A 26217-nucleotide genomic window follows, 5' to 3' on the forward strand; every position below is an offset into this window, starting at 1 on the left:
CCGCTTCAGCCGACGGCCCTATTCATCTTCAGGCAAGAGCGCATGCCCATCGAGCATCTCCACGTAGTCGTAGGCTGCCTGTTTGACGACACGTGGCTTGCTTCCGTCAATCGGGCCAATGAATCCCTCGCGCTCCATCATATCGAGAATGGCTGCCGCGCGTCCGTACCCGATCCGCAGTCGCCGTTGGAGCACGGAAGTTGACGCCTTGCCCATCTGCACGACGATGCGAACCGCTTCGTCATACAGCACGTCCCGTTCGCCCACACCGGCTTCGGCGGCTTCGACTTCTTCTTCTGACATCTGGACGCTTTCGTCGTACTGTGGCGCGCCCTGTTGCTTGATGAACTCGATGATGCGGTTGATTTCGGCCTCACTGACGTAAGCGCCGTGAATTCGAATCAGCCGCGACGAGCCGGGGGAAAACAGCATATCGCCCTGCCCAAGCAACTGCTCGGCCCCGTTGGTATCGAGAATCGTGCGCGAGTCCACCTTTGAAGACACCCGGAATGAAATTCGCGCCGGAAAGTTGGCCTTGATCAAACCAGTGATGACATCCACAGATGGTCGCTGCGTGGCAATGACCAAATGGATGCCTACCGCGCGCGCCATTTGCGCTAACCGGGCGATAGAGGTTTCAACGTCGCTTGATGCGACCATCATCAGGTCGGCCAGCTCATCAATGACAATGACGATATAGGGCAGACGTGGTGGTGGTCCGTCGGGAAATCGGGTTGGATCGGGAGACTCGCTTACCGCGCGATTGAAGCCTTCGATGTTTCGCACCCCTACGCTGGCGAGTAGCTTATAACGGTTTTCCATCTCACCCACTGCCCAGTTGAGCGCGTTCGCCGCGCGCTTCGGGTCCGTAATAATCGGGGTCAACAGGTGCGGAATCCCGGCGTAAAGCTCTAGCTCAACGCGCTTTGGGTCAACCATGATGAGCCGGACTTCATTGGCTGTGGACTTGAACAGAATCGAGCAAATCAGTGAGTTGATCATGACCGACTTGCCCGACCCGGTTGAACCGGCAATGAGAAGGTGCGGCATTTTGGCCAAATCGGTCGCGTAAGGCTCTCCGTTGATGGTTTTCCCAAGCGCAATTGGCAATCGTCCCGGATTGTCGCGGAAGACGTCCGACTCGATGATTTCGCGCAGGTAGATGGTGTCGCGGCGGGTGTTGGGAACTTCAATGCCGACGGTTGCCTTACCGGCAATCCGGTCAATGCGTACCGATTCAGCCTGGAGTCCGAGGCAAAGGTCATCCACCAGGCCAACCACTCGACTGTATTTGACACCCGGATCAGGCTTGAAGCCAAAGGTGGTCACAACCGGCCCCGGCTCGATTTCGAGAATTTCACCAATGACGTTGAACTCGCGACACTTTTCCGCAAGTAGCCGGGCGCGGGCGTGCAGTTCTTCGTCGGACTGATTGGTTTGTGGTGGGGCCGGTGTCAACATGTCCACCGAAGGCAACGTGTAGGTTGTCTCAACGAAGGCCTCGCCCTTCGGCGGGTCAGGCTTGGCCGGGGACAGGGCCGCCGCTGCCGAATAGCCCCCGCCGACCGGGGTGGTTGCTAGGGGGCGGTTGGCCGGCGAGGCTGGGTTGATGGTTGCGTTGTTTGATGAAGGGACGGTTGCCAGCGCGGCCGCCGGCAGAGGCGTTGGCGGCGTGGACTGGCGGCGGACGATCTGGACGCCCTGCACCATCTTGGCGACATCCTGCTCGGCGTTGTTGGGGGCTTGGTTGTCGGTGGCTGCCAGTCGGCGACGCGCGGCGGAGACCTCCGGCGGACTGCTTGGCTTGTCCCGGACGAGTGCATTGTTGCCGCTGTTACGCCGTTCGATAGCCTCGCGCGCCAGACGGCGCACATCCGCCCCGGGCGGGCGTGGCACTTCCGGCTTGGGTGGGCTGGGCGGCGGGACCGTCGCTGGTGGAGACGATGGCGCAGGCTCGTCGGTAGGGTTCGCTCTGGACGCCGAAGCTGCCGGAATATCCACCTGAGCTGACGGTGGCGCGTCGAGGTCAACCGCCGGGATGCCATGCGGCGTCCGGCGGGCTGGGGAGACAATGCCAGGCGCGTCATCTCCATAGAGGGCTTCGGCTACGCGCTGCTCGTGCTGGCTCTTATCGCTCACCGTTTCGGTGAAAGGTTTGTGTCCGTTGACGCTGGCTTTGGTACGCTGCCGTTGAGCGGTCGAGGTGGTTTGAGAAGGCGCTGCCGCGGCTTGGTCGTCGTTGGTCACGGCCGGTTGCTTAGCCTTGCCAAAGGGGAGTTCCTGCCACCACTTCAGCAGCCAGTGCCGTGGTGAAAATGCTGTGGCCAGCATCAGCGAAAGCAACGCTGCGCCGCCAAGCGCGAGTCCGGTGCCGACGGGGTTGAGCGCCGACTCCAACCAGCGTTCGAGTGTGAACCCTATGAAGCCTCCGAGCCGGATGCGCTCTCGAAACAGTGGCAGTTCTTGAAACAATGAGAGGAATCCGGCCAGTGAAAGCAACAGCCCGGTGATGCCGGTGGCTTGTTCGGCCGACACCAGGAGTGCCTTGCCCCGAAAAACGTTGACGGCGTGCAACCCAAGCAAGACGGGCAGCGTGTAGGCGACGAGGCCGAGTCCCTGAAGCAATCCATCTGCCACCCGCGCCCCAACGATGCCAACGGCATTCTGCGTTTGGCTGACCTGTGCGCTGACGCTCCACGAGGGATCTTCCGGGTGAAACGACAAAAGGGCAATCGCCAAGGTGAGCGCGCCCAACCCAAGGGCAATCCCCAGCGCTTCGCCCAGACGTGAGGGCACGACGTACGTCGTGGTTTCCCGTGCAATGGGGGGTGGAAGGCCATTCGTCATCGTTGGATTGGTCATCATCGCGCATCTATGGAAGAAACAACTAGAAACAAACTGGTTTCGCTCCCCTTGGTCTTGGGGTTAGTCGTCGTCGCCAGCCGTCAAGAACCCTTCGGGATGGCGGCTCCGGGCAACCAGGTATTCTTTGATGAAGTCATCGAGGTCGCCGTCGAGAACACTTTCCACATCGCTGCGTTCAAGCTTTGTGCGCGCGTCTTTGACGAGTCGGTATGGATGTAGCACGTAATTGCGAATTTGGGAACCAAAAGAGATGTCGCGTTTGGTGGCTTCCAGTTTGGCGCTTTCGGCGCGGCGGCGTTCGACTTCCAGCTCGTAGAGCCGTGACTTGAGAACCTTCATCGCCACTTCGCGGTTTTGATGTTGAGAGCGCTGGTTCTGGCACGACACGACGATGCCAGTGGGCAGGTGCGTGATGCGAATGGCGGAATCTGTGACGTTGACGTGCTGGCCACCAGCGCCCGATGAACGATAGGTATCCACGCGCAGGTCTTTCTCATTGATCTCGATCTCGATGTCGTCTTCAACTTCAGGCGTGACGAAAATCGAGGCAAAGCTCGTCTCACGGGTGCCGGCCGAGGAAAAGGGCGAAATTCGCACCAGTCGGTGGACGCCGCTTTCGCACGACAGCAGCCCGTAGGCATAGTCGCCTTCAACGGTAAACTCTGCCGAAGTAATCCCTGCCTCCTTGCCAGGCTGAACGTCCAGCACGCTGGTTTTGAAGCCACGCCGCTCACACCAGCGCAGGTACATCCTCAGCAACATTTCCGCCCAATCCTGGGCGTCAGTGCCACCCGCGCCAGACTGAACCCGCACAATGGCATTGTTGGCGTCTTGGGGGCCGGCCAGGAGCATCTGGGTCTCGGCGGCTTCGACCTTGGGCTGAAGTGCGCGCAAGCGCTGCTCGAGCTCGCCGAGCGAACCCGAATCCGCTTCGGCAAACTCAAAGAGCACTTCCAGGTCGGCCAGTTCCCGATCATAGAAAGCCGCCAGTTCGATGGCATCGGCCAGTCGTCGCCGCTCTTTGAGGACCTTCTGCGCCTGCTCCTGATCGTTCCAGAAGCCGGGGTCGGCTACGCGCTTTTCAAGTTTCTCAAGTTGGGGACGCTTACCCTCTGGGTCAAAGGAACCTCCGCAAGTGCGTGATGCGTTCCAGTAGCTCATTGTAAGTGTGGCGAAGTTCGAGCAAATCCGACATGGTGGGTGGGCCCTCTCCTATGGTTCTGAGCGAATGTTTCTGCTAGATGAAAGCTAAACCAAACGGTGGTATCTGAAAACCAAGCATTGCCTCGGAAACAGAAAAAGCAAAAGCCTTGTGGAAGGTGGGTTGGTTGGCGAGTCAGTCGAGTCGTGGCCCCCTGGGCAGAAGGTGGTGAACGTCTCTATTCACGGCCTGCGTCTTTCAACTAGCTTAGTCGAAGCCTGTGGTCGGTTCCAGCCCGGCACTACCGTAATCCACGTTTTTCCATGATTTTGCGCTTATGAGTCAGCCCGATGACGAAATTCTTGGCAAAGCCTATGACCATCGCCTTGCCAAACGGCTTTTCGCGTATTTGAAACCCTACTGGGGGCGGGTGGCGCTGGCCATCCCCCTCATTGCCCTCACGGCTGGTTTTGAGTTGCTGGCGCTCAACCTCACGATGGCGGCCGTGGACCTGTTCCTGATGCCGCCGGCCACGGAGCGTCTTGGCTTCTTTTCGCGCCTGACCGCATCAGTGTTTGAGGCGCTTGGCGGGCGACCGTCGCCGGTGGATGGTGTGAGTGTAATCGGCGGCCTGTATCTGGGATTGATGCTGGTGGTGTTTGGACTTACCTACTGGCAAACCATGCTGCTGAATGGCACTGGGCAGTTTGTGATGTATGACCTGCGCCGGGAACTCTTTGCCAAGTTTCAGCGCCTGCCGCTCAGTTACTATGACCGCACGCCGATTGGGCGCATGACGACACGTCTGACCTCGGATGTGGATGCCCTGAATGAGCTGTTCACGTCCGGCTTTGTCACGCTTTTCAGCGATGTGGTCGTGCTGGTCGGTATCTTGTTGTTTCTGTTCCTGGTCAACTGGAAGCTGGCGCTGGTCAGTCTCTTTGTCGTGCCGCTACTGGCGGCCGTAACCGCCTGGTTTCGGGTCAACGCCACCCGGACGTACCGGGAAGTGCGCACCCGCCTGGCCCGCATCAATGCGTTTTTGCAGGAGCATCTCTCCGGCATGGCCACGGTGCAGTTGTTCAACCGCGAACAGCGCGAGTTTCAGGCCTTCGATGCCATCAACGACGCCCACCGGCGCATCAACATCGAGACGATTTTCTACTACGCCGTATTTTATCCGGCGATTGGCTTCGTCAGTAACGTCGGCGTGGCGCTGGTCATCTGGTACGGCGGCGGACAGGCCTTGACCGGCGCGCTTTCGCTCGGCGCGCTAATCTTCTTCATTCAAGCCATGCAGCGGTTTTACGAACCGATTCAGGACATCAGCGAAAAGTACAATATCTTGCAGGCGGCGATGGCGGCGGCAGAGCGGGTCTTCAAGGTGCTGGACGAGCCGCTGGTCATCACGTCGCCGCCGACGCCCAAGCAGCCATCGGTCAAACGCGGGGAAATCGAGTTTCGGAACGTGTGGTTTGCCTACAAAGGTGAGCACTGGGTGCTGCGCGATGTTTCGTTTCGGGTTGCGCCGGGTCAAACCGTTGCTTTGGTCGGCGCCACGGGGGCCGGAAAGACCTCGATCACCAGTCTGCTCATGCGCTTTTACGACGTGCAGCGCGGACAGATTCTGATTGATGGCGTTGATGTACGCGATTTCGACCTCGCTGAGTTGCGCCGCTACTTTGGGGTTGTGTTGCAAGACCCAACGTTGTTTGCCGGAACCATTGCCGATAACCTCCGCCTTGGAGCTACGGACATTGACGACGCGCGTCTGATGGCGGCGGCGCGCGAGGTGCAGGCCGATGCGTTCATTCGGCGACTGCCCGGCGGCTACCAGGCAGAAGTCAAGGAGCGCGGCGCGACGCTGTCGGTCGGGCAGAAGCAACTCCTGGCCTTGGCGCGGGCGCTGGCCTTCAGTCCCCGGATTTTGATTCTGGATGAGGCAACGGCCAGCATTGATAGCGAAACGGAGGGCTTGATTCAGTCGGCCATTGAACGAGTCCTGGTCGGGCGCACCTGCGTGGTCATTGCCCATCGGCTCTCCACCGTGCGCAAGGCCGACTGCATCATCGTGATGCACCGGGGCGAAATTCGGGAAATGGGGACGCACGCCGAACTGGTTGCTCGCCCGGACGGTATTTATCGGCGGCTGTATGCCTTGCAGTACCAGGAAGCCCGGCCGGCAGCGCGCACGACCGCCACTGGTCTGCCGGCGACCGCGCCACTGATGCCCGGAGCCTGAACCGGCGGCCGGCCAGTGCCGGCTGGTTGCCCGGTCACCCAAGGCGGACGCCGACCAGGGTGACATCATCGCGTTGTGGTTCTCCGGCCCGGTGTTGGTCAAAGTCCTGTTCGATCTGCTGCCGCTGGAGCGGAAGGGGCTGCGGCGCGACCATCGCCAGCAACTGCTTGAGCGCGCGCGACCCGTAACGTTGTCCGAGCGGGTTGTTTTGGTCGGCAAAGCCATCCGAGCCAAGGTAAAGCATGGCGCCGGGCGCGAGTGAAAGGCGCTGCTCGGTAAAGCGCCGCTGCCGGATGCGACTACCGATGCTGCCCCGGTCGCCGCGAACCTCCCGCAAAACGCCACGTTCAACGATGTAAAGCGGACGCCCCGCGCCAGCAAACGTCACGCTTCCGTCGGCATCGAGCCGACAGAGCGCGACATCCATCCCGTCGCGCTGTCCATCCTGGCGGGCGTCGTGCCGGAACGCCGCCCGAATGCTCGCATCCAGGGTGTCGAGCGCCGCCGCCGGGGATTCAATCCCCCGCTCGATCACGATCTGGTTGAGCAACTCATTGCCGATCATCGCCATCAGCGCGCCGGGGACGCCATGCCCGGTGCAGTCCACCACCGCCAGCCACCGCGCTTGGCCGCCGGGGGGCTTTCCACCATAAAGCCAGTAAAAGTCGCCCGATACGATGTCGCGGGGGCGCCAGAACACGAAGTGCTCGATAATGCACTGCGTAAATTCCTCCGGCGTGGGCAGGATCGCCCGCTGAATGCGTTCGGCATAGCGTAAGCTGTCCAGAATCTCGGACGTGGTTTGTTCGAGCCGGCGGTTCTTTTCGGCCAGCTCTTCGGTGCGCCGCCGGACTTTCTCCTCGAGACTGGCGTACAGGCGGGCATTTTCAAGCGAAACCGCCGCCTGCGCGGCCAGAATCGTTAGCGCCTCGCGGCGCTGAACGGTGAAAGCGTTGGTCACGGCGCGGTGTTCCAGGTAGAGAACGGCGCGAATCTGTCCCCGATGTTGAGCTGGCAGGCAGAGCACCGACCGTACGCCGGTCGCCTGAACATAGGGATCGGCGCCAAAATCCGCCGATTCGGTCGCGTCCGCCAGCAGGACACTCTCGCCGGTTCGGGTGACGAGGTGAATGACGCTGGCCGGAAGCGTGTTCGTTTCGGTGAGTCGTCGGGACGGCTGCCCGTCCACCGACTGATGCACATCGCGTTCGGCCTCGACGTACCACTGTCCATCGTCATGCGGCAGGAGGAGTACGCCGCGTGTTGCTCCGGCGTTTTCCAGAGCAATGCGCAACAGCGCGTCGAGCAGTTGTTCCTGCACGATTTCGCCGGATAGCACCCGCGCGGCCTTCATGACGCTGGCCACATCAAAGCTGGTGCTCCCGGTCGTGGTGTGGTCGGCCGTGCCGGTTCCCGTCAGCGCCAGGTGCGTCCCGGTTGAGCGCAGGAAGTTGACCTCGCCTAGCGCAACTTGAAACTGCTCATCCAGATGGCGAACCTTTTCGGTTGCGCCCCAGCGGGCGTAGGCCCGGCGGGCATCAGCGGCGTAAGCGCGGGCAATCTTGGTTCTGCCTTGTTCCAGAAAGAATCGCGCCGCGCATTCGTTCGCCATGGCTTCCTCGTGGATGAAGCCCTGTTCGCGCGCGACGGCAATGGCCCGGTCATAGGCGTCCAGCGCCGCGCCTGTCTCGCCACGCGCCGCATGGATTTCAGCGTCCACCAAGTGGAGTTTCTGGGCGTAGTTCATCGGCGCCAACTCGGCCCACCGTGCCAGACGCCGGCGCGTCTGTCCGAGCCAGTCCCACATCGCGTTGGCTTCCGGCTCGTCCACGCCGCCGGCGCGCAGCCGCGCCAAGCGCGTCAGCGCGCCGAACAAATACACATTCGGTTGCAGGCAGGATGACTGGAGTCCGGTCATGTTGGTTTCACACAGCACGGACTGTTCATAGGCGCGTTGGATGTCGCCAAAGAAGTACGCCAGCTTCATGCGCAGATAGGCTAGCGTCCCCAGCGTGCCGTAATCGCCCGTTGCTCGGACAGCGGCGTCATCCAGGGGCTGGTTACCCTCGCCCCAGGTCAGTTGCATCGGATCGTCCGTCTTGACGCGCAGGTTTCGGGTGTAAGCAAGGCACAACTGATTCGTCCGGTAGTTTCGTTCCTGGCGCAGCGCGCGAATGGCATCGCCATGGGCCCTGACATCGCGTTCCAGCGCATCCAGCGGCTGTCCAATGAAAATACCAACCCAGGTCAGCGCCAGCAGGGCCGTCGAGGCAAACTCCAACTCGCCGGTTTCGACGCCTTCCCGGTAGGCAGCCCGCAGCGGCTCGATGGTCTCACGGACCGGCTCGCGCCAGATATGCAGGAAAAAGTAGTAGGAAGTCAGGGTGCGGACGCGAGCTTCGCTCGACGGGAGACGGTCGAGCAAGTTGCGCGCGAAGCGGCCGAACAGGGAGCCCCGCGCCGGATCGTCAAACCCGCCGCTCACCACGAGTCCGAGCGCCACGAAGGATGAAGCGGTCAGGGTGTTGATCCCGTGCCGCAACGTCAGCTCGACGCGCCACAGGACGACCAGCGTGAACAAGACGCTATCGCTCAGGAACGCCGGAACGGATATCCGGTACAGAAGGCGCATCGCCGCGTGCGCCTGTGGGTCCTCCAGGTCAGGCATGGACAGCAACGCCTCGAGGTCGAGCGAGGTCAGGCGCGATTCGAGCCGGACCCAGAGCGGGCCAATGTCAGCGCGCGTTGGCTGCTCTGGCAGGTCGACGCCGAGTTGCCGGAGGACGCTTCGGCCGTGGCCGATCGCGTCATGGAAGCGGTACTGGGCCGAATAAGCCAGAATGGCGACTTCGTGGGCTGGAAGTGCGTCGGCCAAGCTCCGCGCGTGGTCAAAGACGGCTTGCGCCAGGCCTTCCGCCGTTTGCGGCCTGGCGCTGAAAAAAGCGGCTTCAGCGGCTTCGAGGTGCAAGTGGAGCGCCAGTTCGTAGTGGGTCGTCCAGGCTGTTTCCGGCAGCAGACCAAGGCCGGTCTGCAAGTACACCAGGGCCGGCGCGAAGGCAGCGGCTCGTTTGGCCGCCCGTCCGGCATGCAGGTTGAGGTGGGCCAGTTCTTCGCGCTCGGCAGCCGTCGCCAAGTGGTGTCCGCGGTTGAGGTGAGTGGCGATGTCAAAGAGCCGGGCCGCGGAACTCGCCGTCGAGGTGGACGGCGCGGATGGGTTCAAGTCGTTGAGCAAGTTGCGTCCGATGCGCCAGTGGCGGGCTTGGCGTTCAGCTTCCGGGACGAGTTCGTAGGCGGCTTGCTGGACACGGTCGTGGACGAACAGAAAATGCGTCGGGCGGCGTCCGGCGACGGCCTCGCCGACGACGAGATTGGCTTCGACGGCCGCCTCCAGCGCGGCTTGCACATCGGCTACGGTCGTTTCGGCCGCCAAGGCGACTTGCGCGGTTTCGACATGGTTCCCAAGACAAGCGGCCGCCTGGAGAATCCGCTGCACATCAGGCGCGCAGCGGTGAAGCTTTTCAATCAAAAACGCCACGACGTGCTCGGTAATCCGGGCCGTGGCGATGCCTGCCAAGTCGGCGCGCCATCCTTGTTCGGGCTGATAGGTCAGCCAGCCATCGGCGGCAAGTCGCTCCAGGAGTTCGCGGACGAAAAACGGATTGCCGCCGGTCTTGCGGTGAACGACCTCTGCCACCGCTGTGGCATCCGGCGCGTGGTCCATGGCCGCTGCCGTCAGTTGCGTGACGCTCTCCAGCGTGAGCGGTGACAGCTTGATGTGGGTCATCGTCAACCCGGTCGCACGAATGGCGTCGAGTGTCAACAGCAGGGGATGTCCGGGTGGCGTTTCCTGGTCGCGGTAGGCCAGAATGAACAGCGCCTGGGTGGTGTGCCGGCTGCGCGCCAGGGCTGCCAAAAGGTCGAGCGAGGCTGCGTCCGCCCACTGAACATCGTCCAAAAACAGGACGATTGGACGTTGCCGGGTGGCAAACGCGCCAAGGAGCGACGCGAAGGCGGACTCAAGCCGAGGCCGTGCCTCCATAGCCGAAATTTCGACTACCGGCTGGGCTTCGCCGACAATCAGCGCCAGCTCCGGGACGAGCGGGAGCAGGATGGCCGCTCCTGAGCCAAGGGCCGCGGTGAGCGTCGCGCGCCAGCTTGCGAGTTCGGCGTCGCTTTGCGCAAGGAGCTGCCTGGCAAGCTGTCGGCAGGCGGCGCTGATGGCCGAGTAGGGGGTGTTGCCGCGCAGTTGGTCGTATTTTCCCGTGATGAAAAATCCCCGGCGCGCCAGGACCGGCACCTGGATTTCCCCGATGAGCGCCGTTTTGCCGATGCCAGACGCGCCGCTGACGAGGACCATCTCGTGCCCGGACTGACAAACGCGGTCAAAGGCTTCCTGCAGGAGGGCGATTTCACGCGCTCGGCCGTACAGGCGCTTGGGCACGACAAAGGTGGCCGCATCTCGCCGCCCCAGTGGAAAGGGTGTCAGGGCCGGCTGGGTGTGGTCGCCCTGCTGGGTGAGTTGATGTAGGACCTCGGCCAAATCGAAACGCGCCCCGGCGGCCGTCTGGTAGCGGTCGTCCGGTGACTTGGCCATCAGTTTCGCCACGATGTCCGACAGCACAGGCGGAAGTCGCCGGTTGCGCTGATGCGCCGGCGGTGGCGTGAGCGCCAAGTGGCCATGGAGCATCTCCAGGGCATCGTTGGCGTGGAAGGGCAGCGTCCCGGTCAACAGTTCATAAAGCGAAACGCCGAACGCATAGAGGTCGGCGCGCGCGTCCACGGTCCGGCTCAGTCGCCCGGTTTGCTCGGGAGCAATGTAGGCCAGGGTGCCTTCAAACGTTTCCGCCGCCAAACGACCGGCCGTGACGCGCCGACTCTGAACCGCAATCCCAAAGTCAATGAGCTTGACCTGCCGGGTCGTGCGATTGATGACGATGTTTGCTGGGTTGACATCCTTGTGCAGGATGCCGGCGGCATGGACGGACTCGATAGCGGTGAGGACCTCGATGGCTATCGCCAGGCGTTCGGTGAGCGGCAGGTCGGTGTAGGCGTTGACCGCGTAGCGCAACGCCTGTCCGCCAAAATCTTCAGCCACCAGGACGGGGCGGTGTCCGACGCGGGTCAGGTCATAGGCCCGCGCGACTTGGGCGGAGGGCTGGGAGGCCGCCAGCAGCGAAAGCAACGACCACTCGTGGTCATAGCGCAGGACGAGCGCCGCCGCCGGAACGGCTTCAACGGTTGTTTTGAGGATGACCGGTTCGCCAGTTTCCATCCGCTGCGCCCGAAGCACCAACGTTCGGTCACTGCGGTACACTTCAGATAGAACTTGGTAGCCGGGTGGTACGCAGTCGTAAACCAGCATTGCCCTACTTGACTCGATGCCACAAAAATGTTTGGGAGGCTTAGTCTAAAATTTGTCAAGGGGAATGCCAAAGAAAGTTTGGAAACGATCCGGTTGTGCGGTCGCCAGCCTCGCCGTTGGGTTGCCACGTGCCGTTGGGTTGCCATGTCGCAGACTTGGTGTTGCGTCATGGTGTGGAAGGCAAGCGACACCCGGCGGGAGATGTGTCGGGTCGGTGCTTCGGCGTGGGCGCCGGCCGCGGCCGACTTCCCATGCGCTACCGGACTTGGGCTATAGTAGTGGGTAGTCGGTGACAGAGATTCCCAGATCGAAAAGGGGCAGCGCCGCATGGCAACGCAGGAAGACGCCCAGCTCATTCTGAAACTTTACGAACTCCGCCGCGAGCCGGTGATGCGCGAGGCAAGGGACTTCGTTTCATTCAAGTTTTTCCCGGAATCGGCCCAGGACATCAAGGATTTGCTTTTTGACAAGCGCAATCCGGTGTATGGCGCGTACTGGCGGCAGGTGACGACCTACTGGGACATGACGGCAGCACTCGTCAACCATGGGACGCTCGACGAGGCGCTCTTCTTTGACACCAACACGGAATGTTTCGCCGTCTTTGCAAAGATTGAGCCATTCTTGCCGGAACTCCGGGAGATGTTTGGCCCGTGGTACATGGTCAACCTTGAAAAACTGATCCGGCGCTATCCGAACTACAGCGAGCGTTTGAGCAGTTTGCGGACCCGTCTGAAGCTGTATGGCGAGGCTTACAAGGGCAAGAAAACACGTGGCTTTCACCCGGAAGAGGATTGACGGAGGCGTGACGGTGGGAGTGGACATCCCCGCCTCAGGGAGTCGGCATGAACATCGCCAAAATTCTTGAGCTACCGTTCAAAGGGAACTTCATTCCTTACCCCAGTCGGTCTCTGGTCGAGGTTGGCCAAGCCGCGCCGGATTTCACGCTCCCGGATACACACGGGAAGCCCTTCACCTTGTCGGCACTTGAGCCGCGGTGGTGTTTGCTCTATCTGACACGCATCGTTGATCGAGGTTTTATCTGACCGTTCTGCTATCCGCGACTGGTCGAGTTGCGTGACCGATACAGTGAATTCCAGGCAAAGGGCGTCGAGGTGGTGGTCGTCACCACGACGGACGTGGCAACCTCAAAGCTCATTGCCGAAGACTTGGCGCTCCCGTATCCCTTGCTGAGTGACCCGGAGTGGGTCGTGTTCAAGGGCTATGGAACCGGAGCGGCGCTGGGTGTGCCGTTGCCGGCGCAGTTTTTGATTGACGGGCGTGGGCAAGTTGTCGAACGCTACCTGTGTGATTTGATGCCGGACCATCCACCACTCGACGCGACCTTGGCGCGGGTTCCGGCGCGCTGAATCGTCGTGTTTTGCTCCTGCCCGTGGTCCTGGAAGCTGGGAAGTTCAACCGCGGAAGCGACTGCTCATGAAAGCTTGTCCAAAGTGTGAAACGCTCTGGGATGACAGCAAGCGGTTTTGCCCTTACCATGGTGTGCTCCTGACGGAAGTGCCGGAAGGGGATGCCGTGGTGGAACGTGATGGCTCAGACGCGGCAAAAGGTGACCTTGTGGACATCGAATTGACCGTACGCATGAGCGAAGAAGAACGCGCCCAACTGTTCACCCCGCAGTTTCCGCCGCCGCCTTCGCCGCTGGCTACCCCGTCGCCGGCGAGCGTGACAGATGAAGCCCTCTTCCAGACAGGCCGGGAGGCGGAACGCCCTGACCCGGCCCTACCCTTCGCGCCGGAACCGTTGCCCCCGTCGTCATTCGAGACGGCGGCTTACCTTGAGGACCCGCCTACCGCAAAGTCCGGCCGCGTTGTTGCCACCACCGAGCCACCGCCTGATGCGTTTGACCCGTTTATTCCGCCGACGGTTATTGTTGCGCCTGCGGCGCTTCCCCCTGAGTCGCGGCAGGTCACGCCCCCGCCCAGGCTGGATGTGGTTATTCCCCCGACTGTCGTGGTGGCTTCGGCTGAAGCTGGCCTGGCTACCCCATCCCAGTTGGAAGGCGGCGTGGCTGGGCCGGCTGCCACTTCCCGCCTGGCTGACGACTTCAGCCCATTGACGGTGAATCCCGGCGCCGCCCCAACGACGCCTATGGATGCGTCGGCCACGCATGTCCACTTGAATTTGCCCATGCCCAGTGGCCCGCGTCCGCCGGTCTTTCCCCCCGAACTCAAAGCTTCGGACGTGGAGGATGATGTGGGCTTTATTCTGGACCTTGGCGAGAAAAGCAGCGCCCGCCTCACCCCGCCACCAGTGCCTGCGGCAGTTGAGTCGCCTCAGCCACCAGCCGGGCGGAGCCTGACGCCCTCCGCCGTTCCCTCGCTGGTTCCGCCGGTGTCCCCAACGATCAAGCGGCTTACAGCCGTGCAGTATTTCAAGCTGTTCAACGAACGCAAAAAAGTCATTCAGCAGTTTGTTCAGCAGCTTGATCCCAAAAAGGCACAAATCGCCGAGGGGCACAGTAACCAGGAAGACCTGTTACTGCACCGCTATGACCTTACTTTTCGGGCCCTCCACGCCACGCGAACTTTTCCGCTTGTGATTATTTTGCAACGGAAGCCAGTCTATGGCTTGCTCACGTCAATTGACCTCTACGAAATTGCCGAATCCCAAATGCTGCGCGAAGAGCGCACAAAAAGCCTTGGTGGAGATTGCAAGTCAACGCCGAATGGGGTTCTCTACTATTTGTCCTATGCTGAAGACCTACCCACCGAGCAGTTTGGCGATTGGCTCCGGGCAAAGTTTCAAGCGATTGTGGGATTGATTCCGGGCGCTAGCCTGTAAGTTTTATGGTGATGGAGACGGCTTTAGCGGAGGCGTCCACGGCGGCTGAATCTGGGTTGTGCCAGGTGCCGGCGTCCGCCGTGGGGGTCCGGCTCGATGTCTTTTTGTCCACGCATTTGGGGGTCAGCCGGGCGCGTGTCCAGCGCGCCATCACCGATGGTGAGGTTCGGGTCAATGGGCAGGTCAAGCGCCCAAGTTACCGGCTGGAATCAGGAGATGACATCGAGGCTGACCTTCCGGCTCCAGTGACGACCGACTTGGTGCCGGAAAACTTGCCGCTGCGGGTGCTCTTTGAAGATGAATCCATCCTGGTGCTCGACAAGCCGGCCGGACAGGTCGTTCATCCCGCAGCCGGCGTCTGGCAGGGAACGGTTGCCAATGCGCTGGCCTTTCACTTTGGCGCGCAGCGTCCAGGCGCAGAGGCCTGCCGTCCGGGCATCGTCCACCGACTCGACCGGGATACGTCCGGCGTGATGGTGGTGGCCAAGACGGATACGGCGCTGGAGCATCTGGCTGCCCAGTTTCGGGAGCGGATGGTGGAAAAACACTATGTGGCGCTGGTTCATGGCGATTTGATTGAACCTGGTGTCATTGACGCCCCACTGGCCCGCGACCGAAAGCATCGCCTCAAAATGGCCGTTGATGCCCAAGGTCGCCCGGCCCGGTCGCGCTATGCCGTCCGGCAGCGGCTGGGGCAAGTGACACTGCTCGATATTCAGATTGAAACCGGGCGAACGCACCAGATTCGTGTTCACTGCGCGCATATCCGCCATCCGGTGGTTGGCGATCCGCTCTATGGGCTAGGGCGTGATAACCAACTGCGGGATGCGGCACAGCGCCAGGCTGTTGCACGGTTAGGAAGGCAGTTTCTGCACGCGGCTCGACTGGCGTTTCTGCATCCATCCTCTGCCCAGCCGGTCTGCTTTACTGCTCCGCTCCCACCAGATTTGGAAGCGTGTTTGAACGTCTTTACCAGTGCATCCAGCTAGACATCTCCACCAAAAAAACGCGCGGGGACAAGCCCCGCGCGTGAACAAGGTCGTTGAGATTGGGCTCAGGCCTTTACGCTGACTTTTTGGTCTTCTTGCTGGCAGTGCACTGTCCATCCACGCAGCAGTCGCTCCCTGGGGCGCAGCACTCGGCGCCCATGTCACAGGACTGTCCGGTGCAGCAGTTGGGTTTCGCGCAGCAGGCGGCACTTTCCTTCTTCTTGGTTGCGCAGCAGGTGGCCGGGGCTTTTTTCGCCGATTTTGGCGTTTTCGGAGTCGCAAAAGCGCCGCCAAAGGTGGTCGCAACGAGGAACAAAGCTGGAACAAGAACCTTCAACATGATGTGTCTCCTTTTTTTCAAGTTCAAAGTAACTAGTTGTGAAGTCCTGACCCTCGGTAGAGGATCGTTAGCCAACGCGACCAGACTTGCAACTAAGGTACTAAATTCTGAAGACACAATGTTTTAGGTAAGTTTCACGCCGTGATGCCAAATAGACGCTTGCCGCCACCGGGCGTGGCTGGCAGGGCTTGGCGGTTACCACCCAGGTCAGCCGCGCGGGCATCACCGTGGGCAGCGGCGCGGCAAAGGTAAACGTTTGGGTGACTGTGAACCGGGTTGGCGCGGATGACCGATGGCAGCCACAACCGGCATCATCACTGCCGGTCAAAAGCCGCGTTGGGTGCTCGCCGTCTGACGCGCTTTGCCCGTCACCATTGATCAGTTGGGGCGGACCTGGTTGACAGTCTTTGGCTGACCGGCCGGGCAAACTGGCTTGATCCGCTGGCTTGGCAGGTTTCCTGGTAGCGCAGCAGGCAGGCGTGTGGCGCGTAACGCGCTCGGTGCTCAACGCGGCCGGCGCAGACGTTTGCCGTGTATTCACCAACCGTGTTTGCGTGTCCAACGGCGCGCGCGTGATGGACTCTGGCGCTGCGGCTGCGTCCACGGCGCGCGACTGGGCGGCATGCAGGCAGCCCCCCAGCAAGCAGGTCAGCACACAGGCCAGCGGCGTCACCCAGAGGCTTGAAACCACGAGCAGGGAAATCGGTGCTGGCCAACGAGACAAACGCATCATGGGCAGAACTCTAGTGCAGTTCCGCCGGGATGTCAAGTCAGGCTGCGGCTTGGAAGACATCCAGGACAAGGCGCTGCGGCAACGGAGTGGATGCCCGGCAGATGACGGCTGTCCCCAGGATGCTGCCAATCAACCCTTCAAAGAAACCAGCGAGAAGGTGCGCTGTGGACGGTTGTCCGTCCTGAATGTGGACGGACAAGGTCGGTTCCTGCGCGATGAAGGCACAGGTTCCAAAGCCATGCGTCTGGAGATAATCACGGCACAGGTCAAGAAAAAGCTCAACCGGAAACTGGCTCAGGGATGCCGCTTGCCCGATTTGCTCGGCAAGGAGTTGCGTGAAGCGCCCGGCCGTTTGCTTGCCCCAGGTATGGCCAATGTGGCGCAGAGCGTCTAGCGCGTCGGTCTCGGTTTCGTGGAGCGTGGCAAGCAGGTCATCCAGCGCCGGGGCTGCCATCCCCGGCGCACCCGTTGCATCGGCGCAAATGCCGTGCTTGCCGTCCATCTGAAGAAATAGATTGCCAGGTGCTGGGTCCATCGGTAAACCGTACGGCGTTGGCGCCAAGTTGAATCATCCAAAACCAAAGCCACCGCGCCCAAACGAGCCGGAGCGCCCGGCCCGGGTGCCCGTGACGCGCCCGCCGGAGCCAACGCGGACGGTGCTGCGACCAAAGCCGCTGGGCTTGCTGCGTCCCACGCCGCGTCCGCCGCCCACGCGCGATGCCGAAAACATCGTTGGGCGTGAGGTGGGTGTGTAACTCGGCACCCGCCCGGCCATTGGATTCGTTGCCGGCGTCACCGTCCGGTAGTAAGGCGTTCGACTGACATAGACCGGCGACGGCGCGTAAAAAGGGTAAGCGTAGAAGAACCATACACCGCCCATGGGATGGCCGCCGTAGTAGTACCGGGGACGACTTCCGGCTGCGGTGGTCTGGTTTGGGTCGGCGATGAACTCGTTTGCGGGGAGAATGGCGACGTTGAGGCCAGCCTCTTTGTATTCCACAAAGTCTTCGTTGAGGTCGTCCATCTCAACTTTGCGGGAACTGTCCGGCGTGACGTAAATGATGTTTTTGATGCCGGCTTCCTTGAGCTTGGCGGCCGGCGGAACCTTCGCCAGATAGCGATTGTCAAACTGGTTGTCGGCGTCCTTGTACTCATTGAGCCGATAGGCATCGAGCAAAAACACTGGCGGCGCATTTTCCGCGAGGGTCGCCTGCTTGCTGGCGATTTCATCCGCGTAGTACAGCATAGCCGCCAGCGTTTCATGGGATGGCACGACCCCAAGTGGGTGTGGGTAGTTGTCAAACAGCGTCACGAGGCGGCCATGCGAGGCGAGGCCGGCCGCATAGGCCACGCTGTCCCGTCCGATCAAATCCACGATGATGGCGGTTTCGCCTGGGTTTGAGGCGTTCGCCAGGATGTCTTCGGCGAGCGCCTGTCCGCGTCCATAGCTGGCTTCCATGCTCGGCGCGAGGATTGGACTCAGTTGACTTCGCAACGATTCGGCCTGGAGCGACTGGATGAGTGTCGGCACGAAATACGGCTGCCATTTGCCGCGCGCTTCAAAGGCGGTCAGCATGGTGTTCTGGTCAAGGTACGTTTTCCAGGCCTGACCGTTGCGTGAGTCAATTTGGGTTTTTGGAACGCTGAAGTTGAGCGGACGGTCTTCGGAGCCGATGTTCCAGCCGTTCTTTTTCTGGAGTTCGAGTGAGTCGGTGTCAACTTCTTTCTCGCCAAACAAGGTGACAAGGCCCGCAATGCCGCCAATCGTGACGACACCGGCCGTTGCACCGCCAATGATCCATCCGCGCCGCGACACCTTTTGCCACCAGGGTTTGGTTCCCCCGGCATAGGCCGTGCCCGCTGCTGCATAGGGGTTGGCGGCGTAAGCCGGTGGAGCATAATTGATCCGTCCAACGCCTGCTGACCCCATGAACTGCTCGCTGGGCGGCTGATTCGGGCTGTTGGCCGGGCCGGGTGGAATCTGGACGGGTGGTTTGGGCGCTGACGGTGGAATGTTTTGCTCTGGCATAGGCGCGCGCTGTTTCTTGGGGAGGGAGTCGAAAAGGAATGATTTGTCTGAGGGCAACCGCCAAGCGTGAAAAAACTGGCAGTTTGTTACTTAGCATACTTTTGGCGAGCGCGTGAACCTTGTTTGGGAGAAAGTGAATCGGACCGGTTTCTAACGGCGCGGAAAACTCGGTTTGCGCCATGCCGTTTTGTGTATTGACGCAACCAAGTACGTTTTCGGTCAGCCTAACGTTGCATTGTGTTTTTGCGGCGAGTAGCGTAAAAGCTGAGGTAGCGAAAGCGCGAGTGGAAAGCGCCTCGCAGGGGGCGTCAAGGCGACGGTAAGGGTCAAGGCGACGGTAAGCGACGAGGTATTGAGTATGTCGATCACGGTGACGGTCAACGGCGTCAAGCAAGCTTGCAACGCGCCGGCTGACATGCCGCTTTTGTGGGTGCTGCGTGATGTCTTGGGTTTGACTGGGACAAAGTACGGTTGTGGCGCTGGTCTGTGCGGGGCTTGTACCCTGCATGTGGACGGGGTAGCCGTCCGGGCTTGCGTGTTTCCACTCTCAGGTGCCGAAGGCAAGACCGTCACCACCATTGAGGGGCTGTCGCCGGATGGCACGCATCCGGTGCAGGTTGCCTGGAAGCTTGAAGACGTGGCGCAGTGTGGCTACTGCCAGCCGGGGCAGATCATGGCGGCCGCGGCGCTGCTGGCCAAAAATCCAAAGCCCACGGATGACGACATTGCCAATGCGCTGGCGGGGAATCTCTGCCGGTGTGGGACCTACCAGCGCATCCGCGCGGCCGTCAATCGCGCGGTGACCTTACGGAAGGCGGAGAAACGCGCATGACGACGGTTACGAATCTCTCACGTCGTGATTTTCTCACCGGGGTTACGCTGGCCGGCGCGGCACTGACGCTGGGCTGTCAGGTCGAGTCAGCCGACAGCCGGGTGACGGCGGCCGGGGGGGCGGCGCTGGCGCCCAATGCTTTTCTGACCATCCACCCGGATGGGCGGATTCTCATCACGGTCAATAAAACCGAAATGGGCCAGGGCGTGCGCACGGGCTTGCCGATGCTCGTTGCCGAGGAACTCGATGTGGACTGGTCGGCCGTCACGGTGGAGACCGCTTCGTTCGATCCGTCCCGGTATGGGTTTCAGGGCACCGGCGGCAGCGGTAGTCTCCGGGGCGCGTGGGAACCGCTCCGGCGCACCGGTGCCACGGCGCGCACCATGCTGGTTGAGGTAGCCGCCCGGCGCTGGAATGTGGCAGCGGCCGACTGCCGGACGGAAGCCGGATACGTGCTACACCCTTCCGACCCGGCGAAAAAACTCAGTTACGGGGAACTGGTCGCCGATGCGGCCGCGTTGCCAGCGCCCGACCCCAAAACGGTCAAACTCAAAGACCCCAAAGACTTCAAGCTGATTGGGCGGCGCGTCGCGCGATACGACAACCCAGACATCGTCACAGGCAAGGCCGTCTATGGCATGGATGTCCGGCAGCCGGACATGCGGTTTGCCACGATGGTGCATGCGCCGGTCTTTGGCGGCAAGCCGAAGCAGGTGGACGATCAGGCGGCCAAAGCCATTCCCGGCGTCGAGCAGGTTTTCGTGACCGACCGTGGCGTAGCCGTGGTGGCAACCAATACGTGGGCGGCCTTTGAGGGCGCAAAAAAGCTGCGCGTGACTTGGGATGATGGGCCACATGCGGAGCTATCCAGCGCGTCCATTCGCGCCCTGTTTGCCGAAAAAGCCAAGGCGTCGGGCGATATTGCCCGCAACGATGGCGATGCGGAGTCGGCGCTTGCCCAGGCGGCCAAGCGACTCGAAGCCATTTATGAGGTTCCCTTTCTGCACCATGCCACGCTCGAGCCACAGAACTGTACGGCCCGAGTGACGGCGGAAAGCTGTGAAGTCTGGGCGCCGACGCAATTTCCAAACTTCGTGCTGGACGAAGCCCGGCGCATCACGGGCTTGGATGCCGCGCGGATCAAGATTCACGTCACCTTGCTCGGTGGCGGCTTTGGACGGCGCATCGAGGCCGATTACGCCGCGGACGCCGTCGAGGTCGCCAAACGACTCAACGGCCGACCAGTACAGGTAACCTGGACCCGCGAAGAGGACATGCAGCACGGTTGGTACCGTCCGGCCAGCCTCCACGTCGTCAAAGGTGGCTTATCTGAGCAGGGGCAGCCGGTGGCCATCCTGCACCGGCTGGTCGCTCCCTCGATTCGTGGACAGCGCCAGCCGGACGGTGGCAAAGGCGTTGATCCGGGCGCGATGGCCGGCATCAGCTCGATGCAATATGACGTGCCGAACTTCCGTGCCGAGTACGTCCGCGCGAACACCGGCGTGCCGATTGGTTTCTGGCGGGCGGTGTTCGACTCGCAAAACGCCTTTGTGCAGGAATCCTGGATCGATGAACTGGCCCACGCCGCGCAGGCCGATCCGGTGGCGTTTCGCCTCAAACTGCTGGGGAAGTCGCCACGCCTGAAGCAGGTCCTGGACGTTGCGGCGAAAGCTGCCGGGTGGGGCAAGCCACTTCCCAAGGGACAAGCTCGCGGTGTCGCGGCGCATTTTTCATTTGGGGCGTTTTGCGCCCAGGTCGCAGAGGTTTCAATCGAGGACGATCTGCCGCGCATTCACCGGGTGGTCTGCGCCATGGATGTTGGGACGGTGGTCAATCCCAGCCAAGTCGAAGCCCAAATCGAAGGCAGCATCGTTTTTGCTCTGAGCGCCGCGCTCTATGGAGCGATTACGGTTGAGAAGGGGCGGGTTGTCCAGTCGAACTTCAACGACTACCCGCTCCTGCGATTGGGTGAGATGCCAAAGGTGGAAGTTCACCTCATCCAGAGCGGAGAAGCGCCGTCGGGCGCGGGTGAGCCGGCGCTGCCGCCGACCGCGCCGGCCGTGTGCAATGCGCTTTTTGCCCTGACCGGAAAGCGGATTCGGAAGCTCCCCATCGAACTCGACGTATGAGCAGGCCAAAGCAACCGCTCTGGTGGTTGGTGTTGCTGGTTCTGGTGTCAGGTAGTTGGGGCCCGGCGTGGCGTGCGGCGGCGCATGCGCCACTGATGATATCGTCTTCCTCTGACGAAAAAACAGCCGGCTACGATGTGCTCATCAAAAACGCCCGGGTCGTGGACGGCACGGGCAATCCCTGGTTTCGGGCCGACGTCGCGCTGCGCGACGGACGCATTGCGCGGGTTGGTCGCCACCTTCCCGGCACGGCCAGGGTGGTGGTGGATGCCAAAGACCGGATCCTGGCGCCGGGGTTCATTGATGTTCACGCCCATGTCGAGGACATCTTCAGCTACCCCGACGCCGAGAACTTCATCCGCATGGGCGTCACCACGCTGGTGACGGGGAACTGCGGGGCATCGGTGACCAATGTCGGTGAGTTTTTGGGGCGTTACCGCGAGACGCCGCTGACGGTCAATCTGGCGACGCTCATTGCCCATGGTTCGGTGCGGGCGGCCGTGATGAAGTATGCCGACCGCGAACCGACGGCGGATGAGTTGGCCGAGATGAAGCGACTCGTGGCGAAAGCCATGGAGGAGGGCGCGGTTGGGCTTTCCACGGGCCTGATTTATGCGCCGGGCAGCTTTGCCAAGACCGATGAAGTCATTGCCTTGGCGGAAGTGGCCGGCGCGGCCGGCGGGCTCTATGTCACCCACATGCGCAATGAAGGCAATGGTGTTTTGGAAGCCATCGAGGAAGCTCTGACCATCGGCGAACGTGCCAAGCTGCCGGTTGACATTTCACATCTCAAGGTTGCCACGCCACGGCTGTGGAGACAGAGTGACCGTGTGTTGGGTCTGATTCGAGCCGCCCGCGCACGGGGGCTGGAGGTGACGGTAGATCAGTATGCCTACACGGCTTCCTCGACCAGTCTGGAGAGCATGCTTCCCAACTGGGTGCTGGCCGGGGGGCAGCAGGAAGCGCGGCAGCGCCTGGCCGATCCGGCAACGCGGGAGCGCGTGAAACGGGAATTGCGGGAAAGCCTGGAGTCGAAGCAGCGCACGGATTTCAGCTATGCCGTCGTGGCCTTTTACGGGGCGAATTTAGACTATAACGGCAAAAATTTGGTCGAGGTGACGCGCCTGGCGCAGGAAACGGACAGTTTGGATGCCCAGCTCGAGCAAATCGTCGTCATGTATGAGCAGGGCGGCGCCGGGATGATCTATCACTCGATGCATGAGGACGACGTCGCGCGCATCATGCGCGAGCCGTTCACGATGGTGGCATCCGATGCCGGCGTGCGGAAGGTGGGGGTTGGGTCGCCGCATCCGCGTGGCTACGGCAACAACGCGCGCGTGCTGGGGCGCTACGTCCGGGAGCTTGGGGTTCTGACCCTGGAGGACGCCGTCCGCAAGATGACCAGCCTGCCGGCGCGTACCTTCCGGTTAGGTCAGCGGGGACTCATCCGGGAAGGTTTCATTGCCGACCTCGTGCTGTTTGACGACCGAACGATTCAAGATACATCCACTTATGAGGACCCACACCATTTTCCGACCGGGGTTGATGCGGTGTGGGTCAACGGTAGCCTGGTGTTTCAGGACGGGAAGCTAACCGGCGCGCGTCCGGGGCAGCCGGTGCGGCGGGCCGTGTTGGGCGAGGTCGAATGACGCCTGTGCCAGTCGAGTTTGCGCCTGACGTGGCGGTTGCCTTGGCGGAGGGGCGGCCGGTGGTGGCATTGGAAAGCGCGGTGATTAGCCATGGGCTACCGTATCCGGTCAACATCGAGACAGCCTTGGCCTTAGAGGCAGTCGTGCGGGCGGGTGGGGCGGTGCCGGCGACGATTGGGGTGAGCGGTGGAGCCGTCCTGGTTGGGATGGACAAGCATCTGATAACGCAATTTGGGCGGGCAACCCAGGATGGACGGTCGGTGGCCAAGTTGAGCGCGCGCGATCTGGCGGCGGCAGTTGCGCTGAGGCAGGACGGGGCAACTACCGTTGGCGCGACGGCGCGCGTGGCGGCGATGGCTGGCATCGAAGTGATGGCGACTGGTGGTATCGGTGGCGTTCACCGGGGGGCGTCCCGGACGTGGGACATCAGCGGGGATTTGCCGGCGCTGGCGCGCTATCCGGTACTGGTCGTTTGTGCCGGCGCAAAGGCAATTTTAGACATTCCGGCGACGCTCGAATGGCTCGAGACGCTTGGCGTTCCGGTCGTGGGCTGGCGCTGCCGTGAGTTCCCGGCCTTTTACACGGCAAGCAGTGGTTACACGCTGAACGTCACGGTTGAGCGGCTGGAGCTACTGGCTCACCTATGGCGGGTGGAGCGCACTTGGCAAGGTGGGGGCATGCTGGTTGTCCAGCCGCCGCCAGAGGAATTACCAGACGCCGAGATGGTCATCCAGACAGCACTCGCCGAAGCCGAAGCCGAAGGTGTCCAGGGCGCTGCGGTGACCCCTTTCCTGTTATCGCGCGTATGCACTTTGAGTGGGAACAAAAGTCTGGATGTCAATGTTGCGTTACTAAAGTGCAACGCTTCGGTAGCTACGCTTCTTGCCTGTGAGCTAGCTCGCCAGAGAGAGAAGATGATCTAATAAACACCAATGAAACAAGTTGTAAAAAAACATGTTTCATTGAAGAAAACGCCCGGACAATGTGCCGGGCGTTTTGGCTAAGACACTACCAGTTTCTTAGTTTATTGATTTGGGGCAGCTTGGGCGCTGGTGACGTTGAAGCGGTCGCGGGAGCCGTCGAATTTGACGCTCTTGAGAACGTTTGTGTCGCCGCTCTGGGTAAGGGCGATTTCATCGCCATTAGCCTTACGCTCGTCGGTTGCAAGTGTAACCGTTGTCTTTGCAACCACTTCCTTGCCATTCAAAATGGTCATCTCGCCCGTTTCCTTGTTGATTTTGACCTTGTAAGTTCCCTTTTTCACAACCGTGCCGTTGACCGAGATGTCACGGTTGAGCGTCAGGGTCTTGGTCATTTCTCCTGCCAGAGCTGAAACACCAAGCAGGGCAGTCAGGGTCATGGCGAGAACGAGAGATTTTCCGAAGAAACGCATAAGAGCTCCTGTAAAGTCTTCCGAAGATTACGATATGGAATAAGTCTCTAGTTGCTTTTCCATATCGTTGTCTTGCGACGTAATCCGTAACGATACAGGGCTGCTTGAGGTTCAAAAAATTCCGAAATTTTTGCCGGCTGTCACCTGTCAGGCCCGGACGACCGTCACCGTTCGCCCGCCCGGCGTCACCGCCCGGTACGCCCGCGTCCGCTCCGCCACCGGCGGCTGCCCAGCCCGCCGGTCAAAGATCACCAGCCACCCCACCGCCCCAGCCGCAAGCCCCGCCAGGTACCTCTCCAACTGCTCCAGCCCTTCCGCCTCCGGGTCGCCCGCCCCCTCCCGCCACACCTTCAGCTCAATCCCCACCGTCACCCCACCGTACCGCAAACACACATCCATCCGCCCAGACCCAATCGCGTACTCCCGCGTCACCCGCCCCCCGCCGTTCTCCACCCGCTGCAAGTACGCCATCAGCACGATGTGCGGCGCAATCTCGTGATACGCTACCCCGCGCAGCAATGGCTCCCCGTGCTGCCGCCAAAACCCTAAAAATGCCTCCAGCAACTTCTCCGGCACCAGCCGCCCTTCGCCATCCAGCCATACCGGCTCAAGGCGTGGCAGCGCATCCTGTACCCCGCCCGACAGCACCCGCGGCAGCACCTCCCGGTACACCGGGTTGGCGACTTCCAACACGCCGGTGTCTGGGTTGCGGCGCACCAGCCCTAAGTCCAGCACGTACCGCCGGTCATCGTCCGGCAGGTCGCCCGGCAAATCACCCGCCAGCATCGGCGCGATGAGGTTGCGGACGCGCGGCTCACGCAACCGCTCCGCCAGGCTGTCCAAATGCGTGTCCTGCCGCTCGATCAGCACCCACTTCGCCGCCTCGATGTCGTCACGGGTGATGGTCTGGCCCGTGTCCTCGACCAGTTCCTCGACGCACACCTTGGCCAGGGCGTTGACCAGCCAGGGCTGCCCGGCGGTCAGGTCGTAGGCGTAAGCCACCGCCTCGTCGGTAAACACCTGTCCGGTCTCGGTCGTGTGCTGGCGATAGAGCTGGGCGACTTCGTCCTGGGTGAAGTTCCCCAGGGTCAGGGAGCGCATCTTGATGTTGAAGGGGCTGGCGGTGTGCAGTCGGTCGCTGCCGCCCGCCGCTACCTTGTAATCCCGCACGTCCCGCATCCCAATCAACGCCAGCGACCACGGAAACGCCTGCGGCCGATTCCGATACCCATGCCGCAACTGCCGCAACACCGACACCAGTGTTTCGTTCTCTAATGAATCAATCTCATCCAGAAAAAGCACCAATGGACGTGGACAGGTCTGCGCCCAAGTTGTCAATGCCGACAACAACCGCTGTCCGGCCGGCGCGTTGGCCTCCAGGGCAGGCAAGCCCAACGCCGGCGGCAGCCACACCCGACTGTCCACCTGCCACGCGCCCAGAATCGCCACTTCTGCCCGGTCAGGGTCAGTATTGAACGCCGCGCCGACTTCGAGTGAGAGCAGGACCGCCGCATAGCGCCCTTCTTCCGTCAACTGCCGCGCCAGCGTCAGCATCAGGGTCGTCTTCCCAACTTGGCGCGGCGCATGCACCACGAAGTATGCCTTCTGGTCAATCAGCCGCCGCAGCTCTGGCAGCCGCTCCACCGGCGACAGCATGTAGTGGTCTTGAGCATTGCACGGCCCGGCCGTGTTGAAGTACCGCATGGGGATG

18 protein-coding genes and 1 pseudogene are annotated in these 26217 nt (G+C 61.6%); 11 read left to right on the top strand and 8 right to left on the bottom strand.

Annotated features, from left to right (window positions below; all coding sequences use genetic code 11):
* Positions 1 to 18: 18 nt before the first annotated feature.
* Both J8C06_RS13135 and prfB read right to left on the bottom strand, forming a co-directional pair.
* Entirely contained in the window at positions 19 to 2847 is a 2829-nt protein-coding gene (locus J8C06_RS13135; protein ID WP_211430597.1) for a DNA translocase FtsK, read from the bottom strand.
* A 78-nt stretch (positions 2848 to 2925) separates the two neighbouring features.
* Positions 2926 to 4060, bottom strand: a protein-coding gene (gene prfB, locus J8C06_RS13140; RefSeq protein ID WP_246602181.1) for a peptide chain release factor 2 whose coding sequence is annotated in 2 segments (ribosomal slippage) — positions 2926 to 3993 and positions 3995 to 4060 — 1134 coding nt in all. Because the reading frame shifts where the segments join, the coding sequence is not laid out codon by codon here.
* Between the two features lie 283 nt (positions 4061 to 4343).
* Between prfB and J8C06_RS13145 the strand changes: the two genes are divergently transcribed.
* Positions 4344 to 6248 carry an ABC transporter ATP-binding protein gene (locus J8C06_RS13145; RefSeq protein ID WP_211430599.1) on the top strand — a complete coding sequence of 635 codons (1905 nt, stop codon included), beginning with the start codon at positions 4344 to 4346 and terminating at the stop codon, positions 6246 to 6248.
* A gap of 34 nt (positions 6249 to 6282) precedes the next feature.
* Here the strand turns inward: J8C06_RS13145 and J8C06_RS13150 are convergent, their stop codons facing one another.
* Positions 6283 to 11610 (bottom strand): AAA family ATPase, encoded by a 5328-nt coding sequence (locus tag J8C06_RS13150; protein ID WP_211430600.1) that lies wholly within the window; start codon positions 11608 to 11610, stop codon positions 6283 to 6285.
* Between the two features lie 327 nt (positions 11611 to 11937).
* Here J8C06_RS13150 and J8C06_RS13155 point away from each other — a divergent pair, with 327 nt between their 5' ends.
* From J8C06_RS13155 to J8C06_RS13180, 6 genes and pseudogenes are all read left to right on the top strand, one after another.
* Positions 11938 to 12405 carry a DUF4760 domain-containing protein gene (locus J8C06_RS13155; protein WP_211430601.1) on the top strand — a complete coding sequence of 156 codons (468 nt, stop codon included), beginning with the start codon at positions 11938 to 11940 and terminating at the stop codon, positions 12403 to 12405.
* 47 nt (positions 12406 to 12452) lie between these two features.
* Positions 12453 to 12653 carry a redoxin domain-containing protein gene (locus J8C06_RS15375; RefSeq protein ID WP_343216903.1) on the top strand — a complete coding sequence of 67 codons (201 nt, stop codon included), beginning with the start codon at positions 12453 to 12455 and terminating at the stop codon, positions 12651 to 12653.
* Between the two features lie 12 nt (positions 12654 to 12665).
* Positions 12666 to 12977: pseudogene (locus J8C06_RS15380) on the top strand (redoxin domain-containing protein); the annotation flags it as partial.
* 67 nt (positions 12978 to 13044) lie between these two features.
* Complete coding sequence (locus tag J8C06_RS13170; protein WP_211430603.1) at positions 13045 to 14412, top strand: hypothetical protein; 1368 nt, start codon at positions 13045 to 13047, stop codon at positions 14410 to 14412.
* Between the two features lie 11 nt (positions 14413 to 14423).
* Positions 14424 to 15401 (top strand): RluA family pseudouridine synthase, encoded by a 978-nt coding sequence (locus J8C06_RS13175; RefSeq protein ID WP_211430604.1) that lies wholly within the window; start codon positions 14424 to 14426, stop codon positions 15399 to 15401.
* 158 nt (positions 15402 to 15559) lie between these two features.
* Positions 15560 to 15868, top strand: coding sequence for a hypothetical protein (locus J8C06_RS13180; protein WP_211430605.1), 309 nt, complete (start codon positions 15560 to 15562; stop codon positions 15866 to 15868).
* A gap of 7 nt (positions 15869 to 15875) precedes the next feature.
* On the opposite strand, the gene J8C06_RS13185 is transcribed toward J8C06_RS13180, so the two are convergent.
* The 3 genes from J8C06_RS13185 to J8C06_RS13195 all read right to left on the bottom strand — a co-directional run bounded on the left by J8C06_RS13185 (position 15876) and on the right by J8C06_RS13195 (position 18503).
* Entirely contained in the window at positions 15876 to 16046 is a 171-nt protein-coding gene (locus J8C06_RS13185) for a hypothetical protein (RefSeq protein ID WP_211430606.1), read from the bottom strand.
* 465 nt (positions 16047 to 16511) lie between these two features.
* Positions 16512 to 17009, bottom strand: a complete 498-nt coding sequence (locus J8C06_RS13190; RefSeq protein WP_211430607.1) for a hypothetical protein — start codon at positions 17007 to 17009, stop codon at positions 16512 to 16514.
* Positions 17010 to 17042: 33 nt separating this feature from the next.
* Positions 17043 to 18503 carry a hypothetical protein gene (locus J8C06_RS13195; RefSeq protein ID WP_211430608.1) on the bottom strand — a complete coding sequence of 487 codons (1461 nt, stop codon included), beginning with the start codon at positions 18501 to 18503 and terminating at the stop codon, positions 17043 to 17045.
* Between the two features lie 358 nt (positions 18504 to 18861).
* Between J8C06_RS13195 and J8C06_RS13200 the strand changes: the two genes are divergently transcribed.
* The 4 genes from J8C06_RS13200 to J8C06_RS13215 all read left to right on the top strand — a co-directional run bounded on the left by J8C06_RS13200 (position 18862) and on the right by J8C06_RS13215 (position 24036).
* On the top strand, positions 18862 to 19335 hold the full coding sequence (locus J8C06_RS13200) for a (2Fe-2S)-binding protein (RefSeq protein WP_211430609.1): 474 nt from the start codon (positions 18862 to 18864) through the stop codon (positions 19333 to 19335).
* A complete protein-coding gene (locus J8C06_RS13205; RefSeq protein ID WP_211430610.1) occupies positions 19332 to 21464 on the top strand; it encodes a xanthine dehydrogenase family protein molybdopterin-binding subunit in 2133 nt (710 codons plus the stop codon). Before J8C06_RS13200 ends, J8C06_RS13205 begins: the two co-directional genes overlap by 4 nt.
* 95 nt (positions 21465 to 21559) lie before the next feature.
* Entirely contained in the window at positions 21560 to 23113 is a 1554-nt protein-coding gene (locus J8C06_RS13210) for an N-acyl-D-amino-acid deacylase family protein (protein ID WP_246602183.1), read from the top strand.
* Positions 23110 to 24036: a pseudouridine-5'-phosphate glycosidase gene (locus J8C06_RS13215; protein ID WP_211430612.1), complete on the top strand. Its 927-nt coding sequence runs from the start codon at positions 23110 to 23112 to the stop codon at positions 24034 to 24036. Before J8C06_RS13210 ends, J8C06_RS13215 begins: the two co-directional genes overlap by 4 nt.
* Before the next feature lie 101 nt (positions 24037 to 24137).
* Here J8C06_RS13215 and J8C06_RS13220 read toward each other — a convergent pair whose 3' ends face one another.
* Positions 24138 to 24506, bottom strand: coding sequence for a hypothetical protein (locus J8C06_RS13220; protein ID WP_211430613.1), 369 nt, complete (start codon positions 24504 to 24506; stop codon positions 24138 to 24140).
* A gap of 147 nt (positions 24507 to 24653) precedes the next feature.
* Entirely contained in the window at positions 24654 to 26210 is a 1557-nt protein-coding gene (locus J8C06_RS13225) for an ATP-binding protein (RefSeq protein WP_246602184.1), read from the bottom strand.
* Positions 26211 to 26217 lie beyond the last annotated feature (7 nt).

It is taken from the genome of Chloracidobacterium validum (assembly GCF_018304825.1).
GTDB classification, from domain to species: domain Bacteria; phylum Acidobacteriota; class Blastocatellia; order Chloracidobacteriales; family Chloracidobacteriaceae; genus Chloracidobacterium; species Chloracidobacterium validum.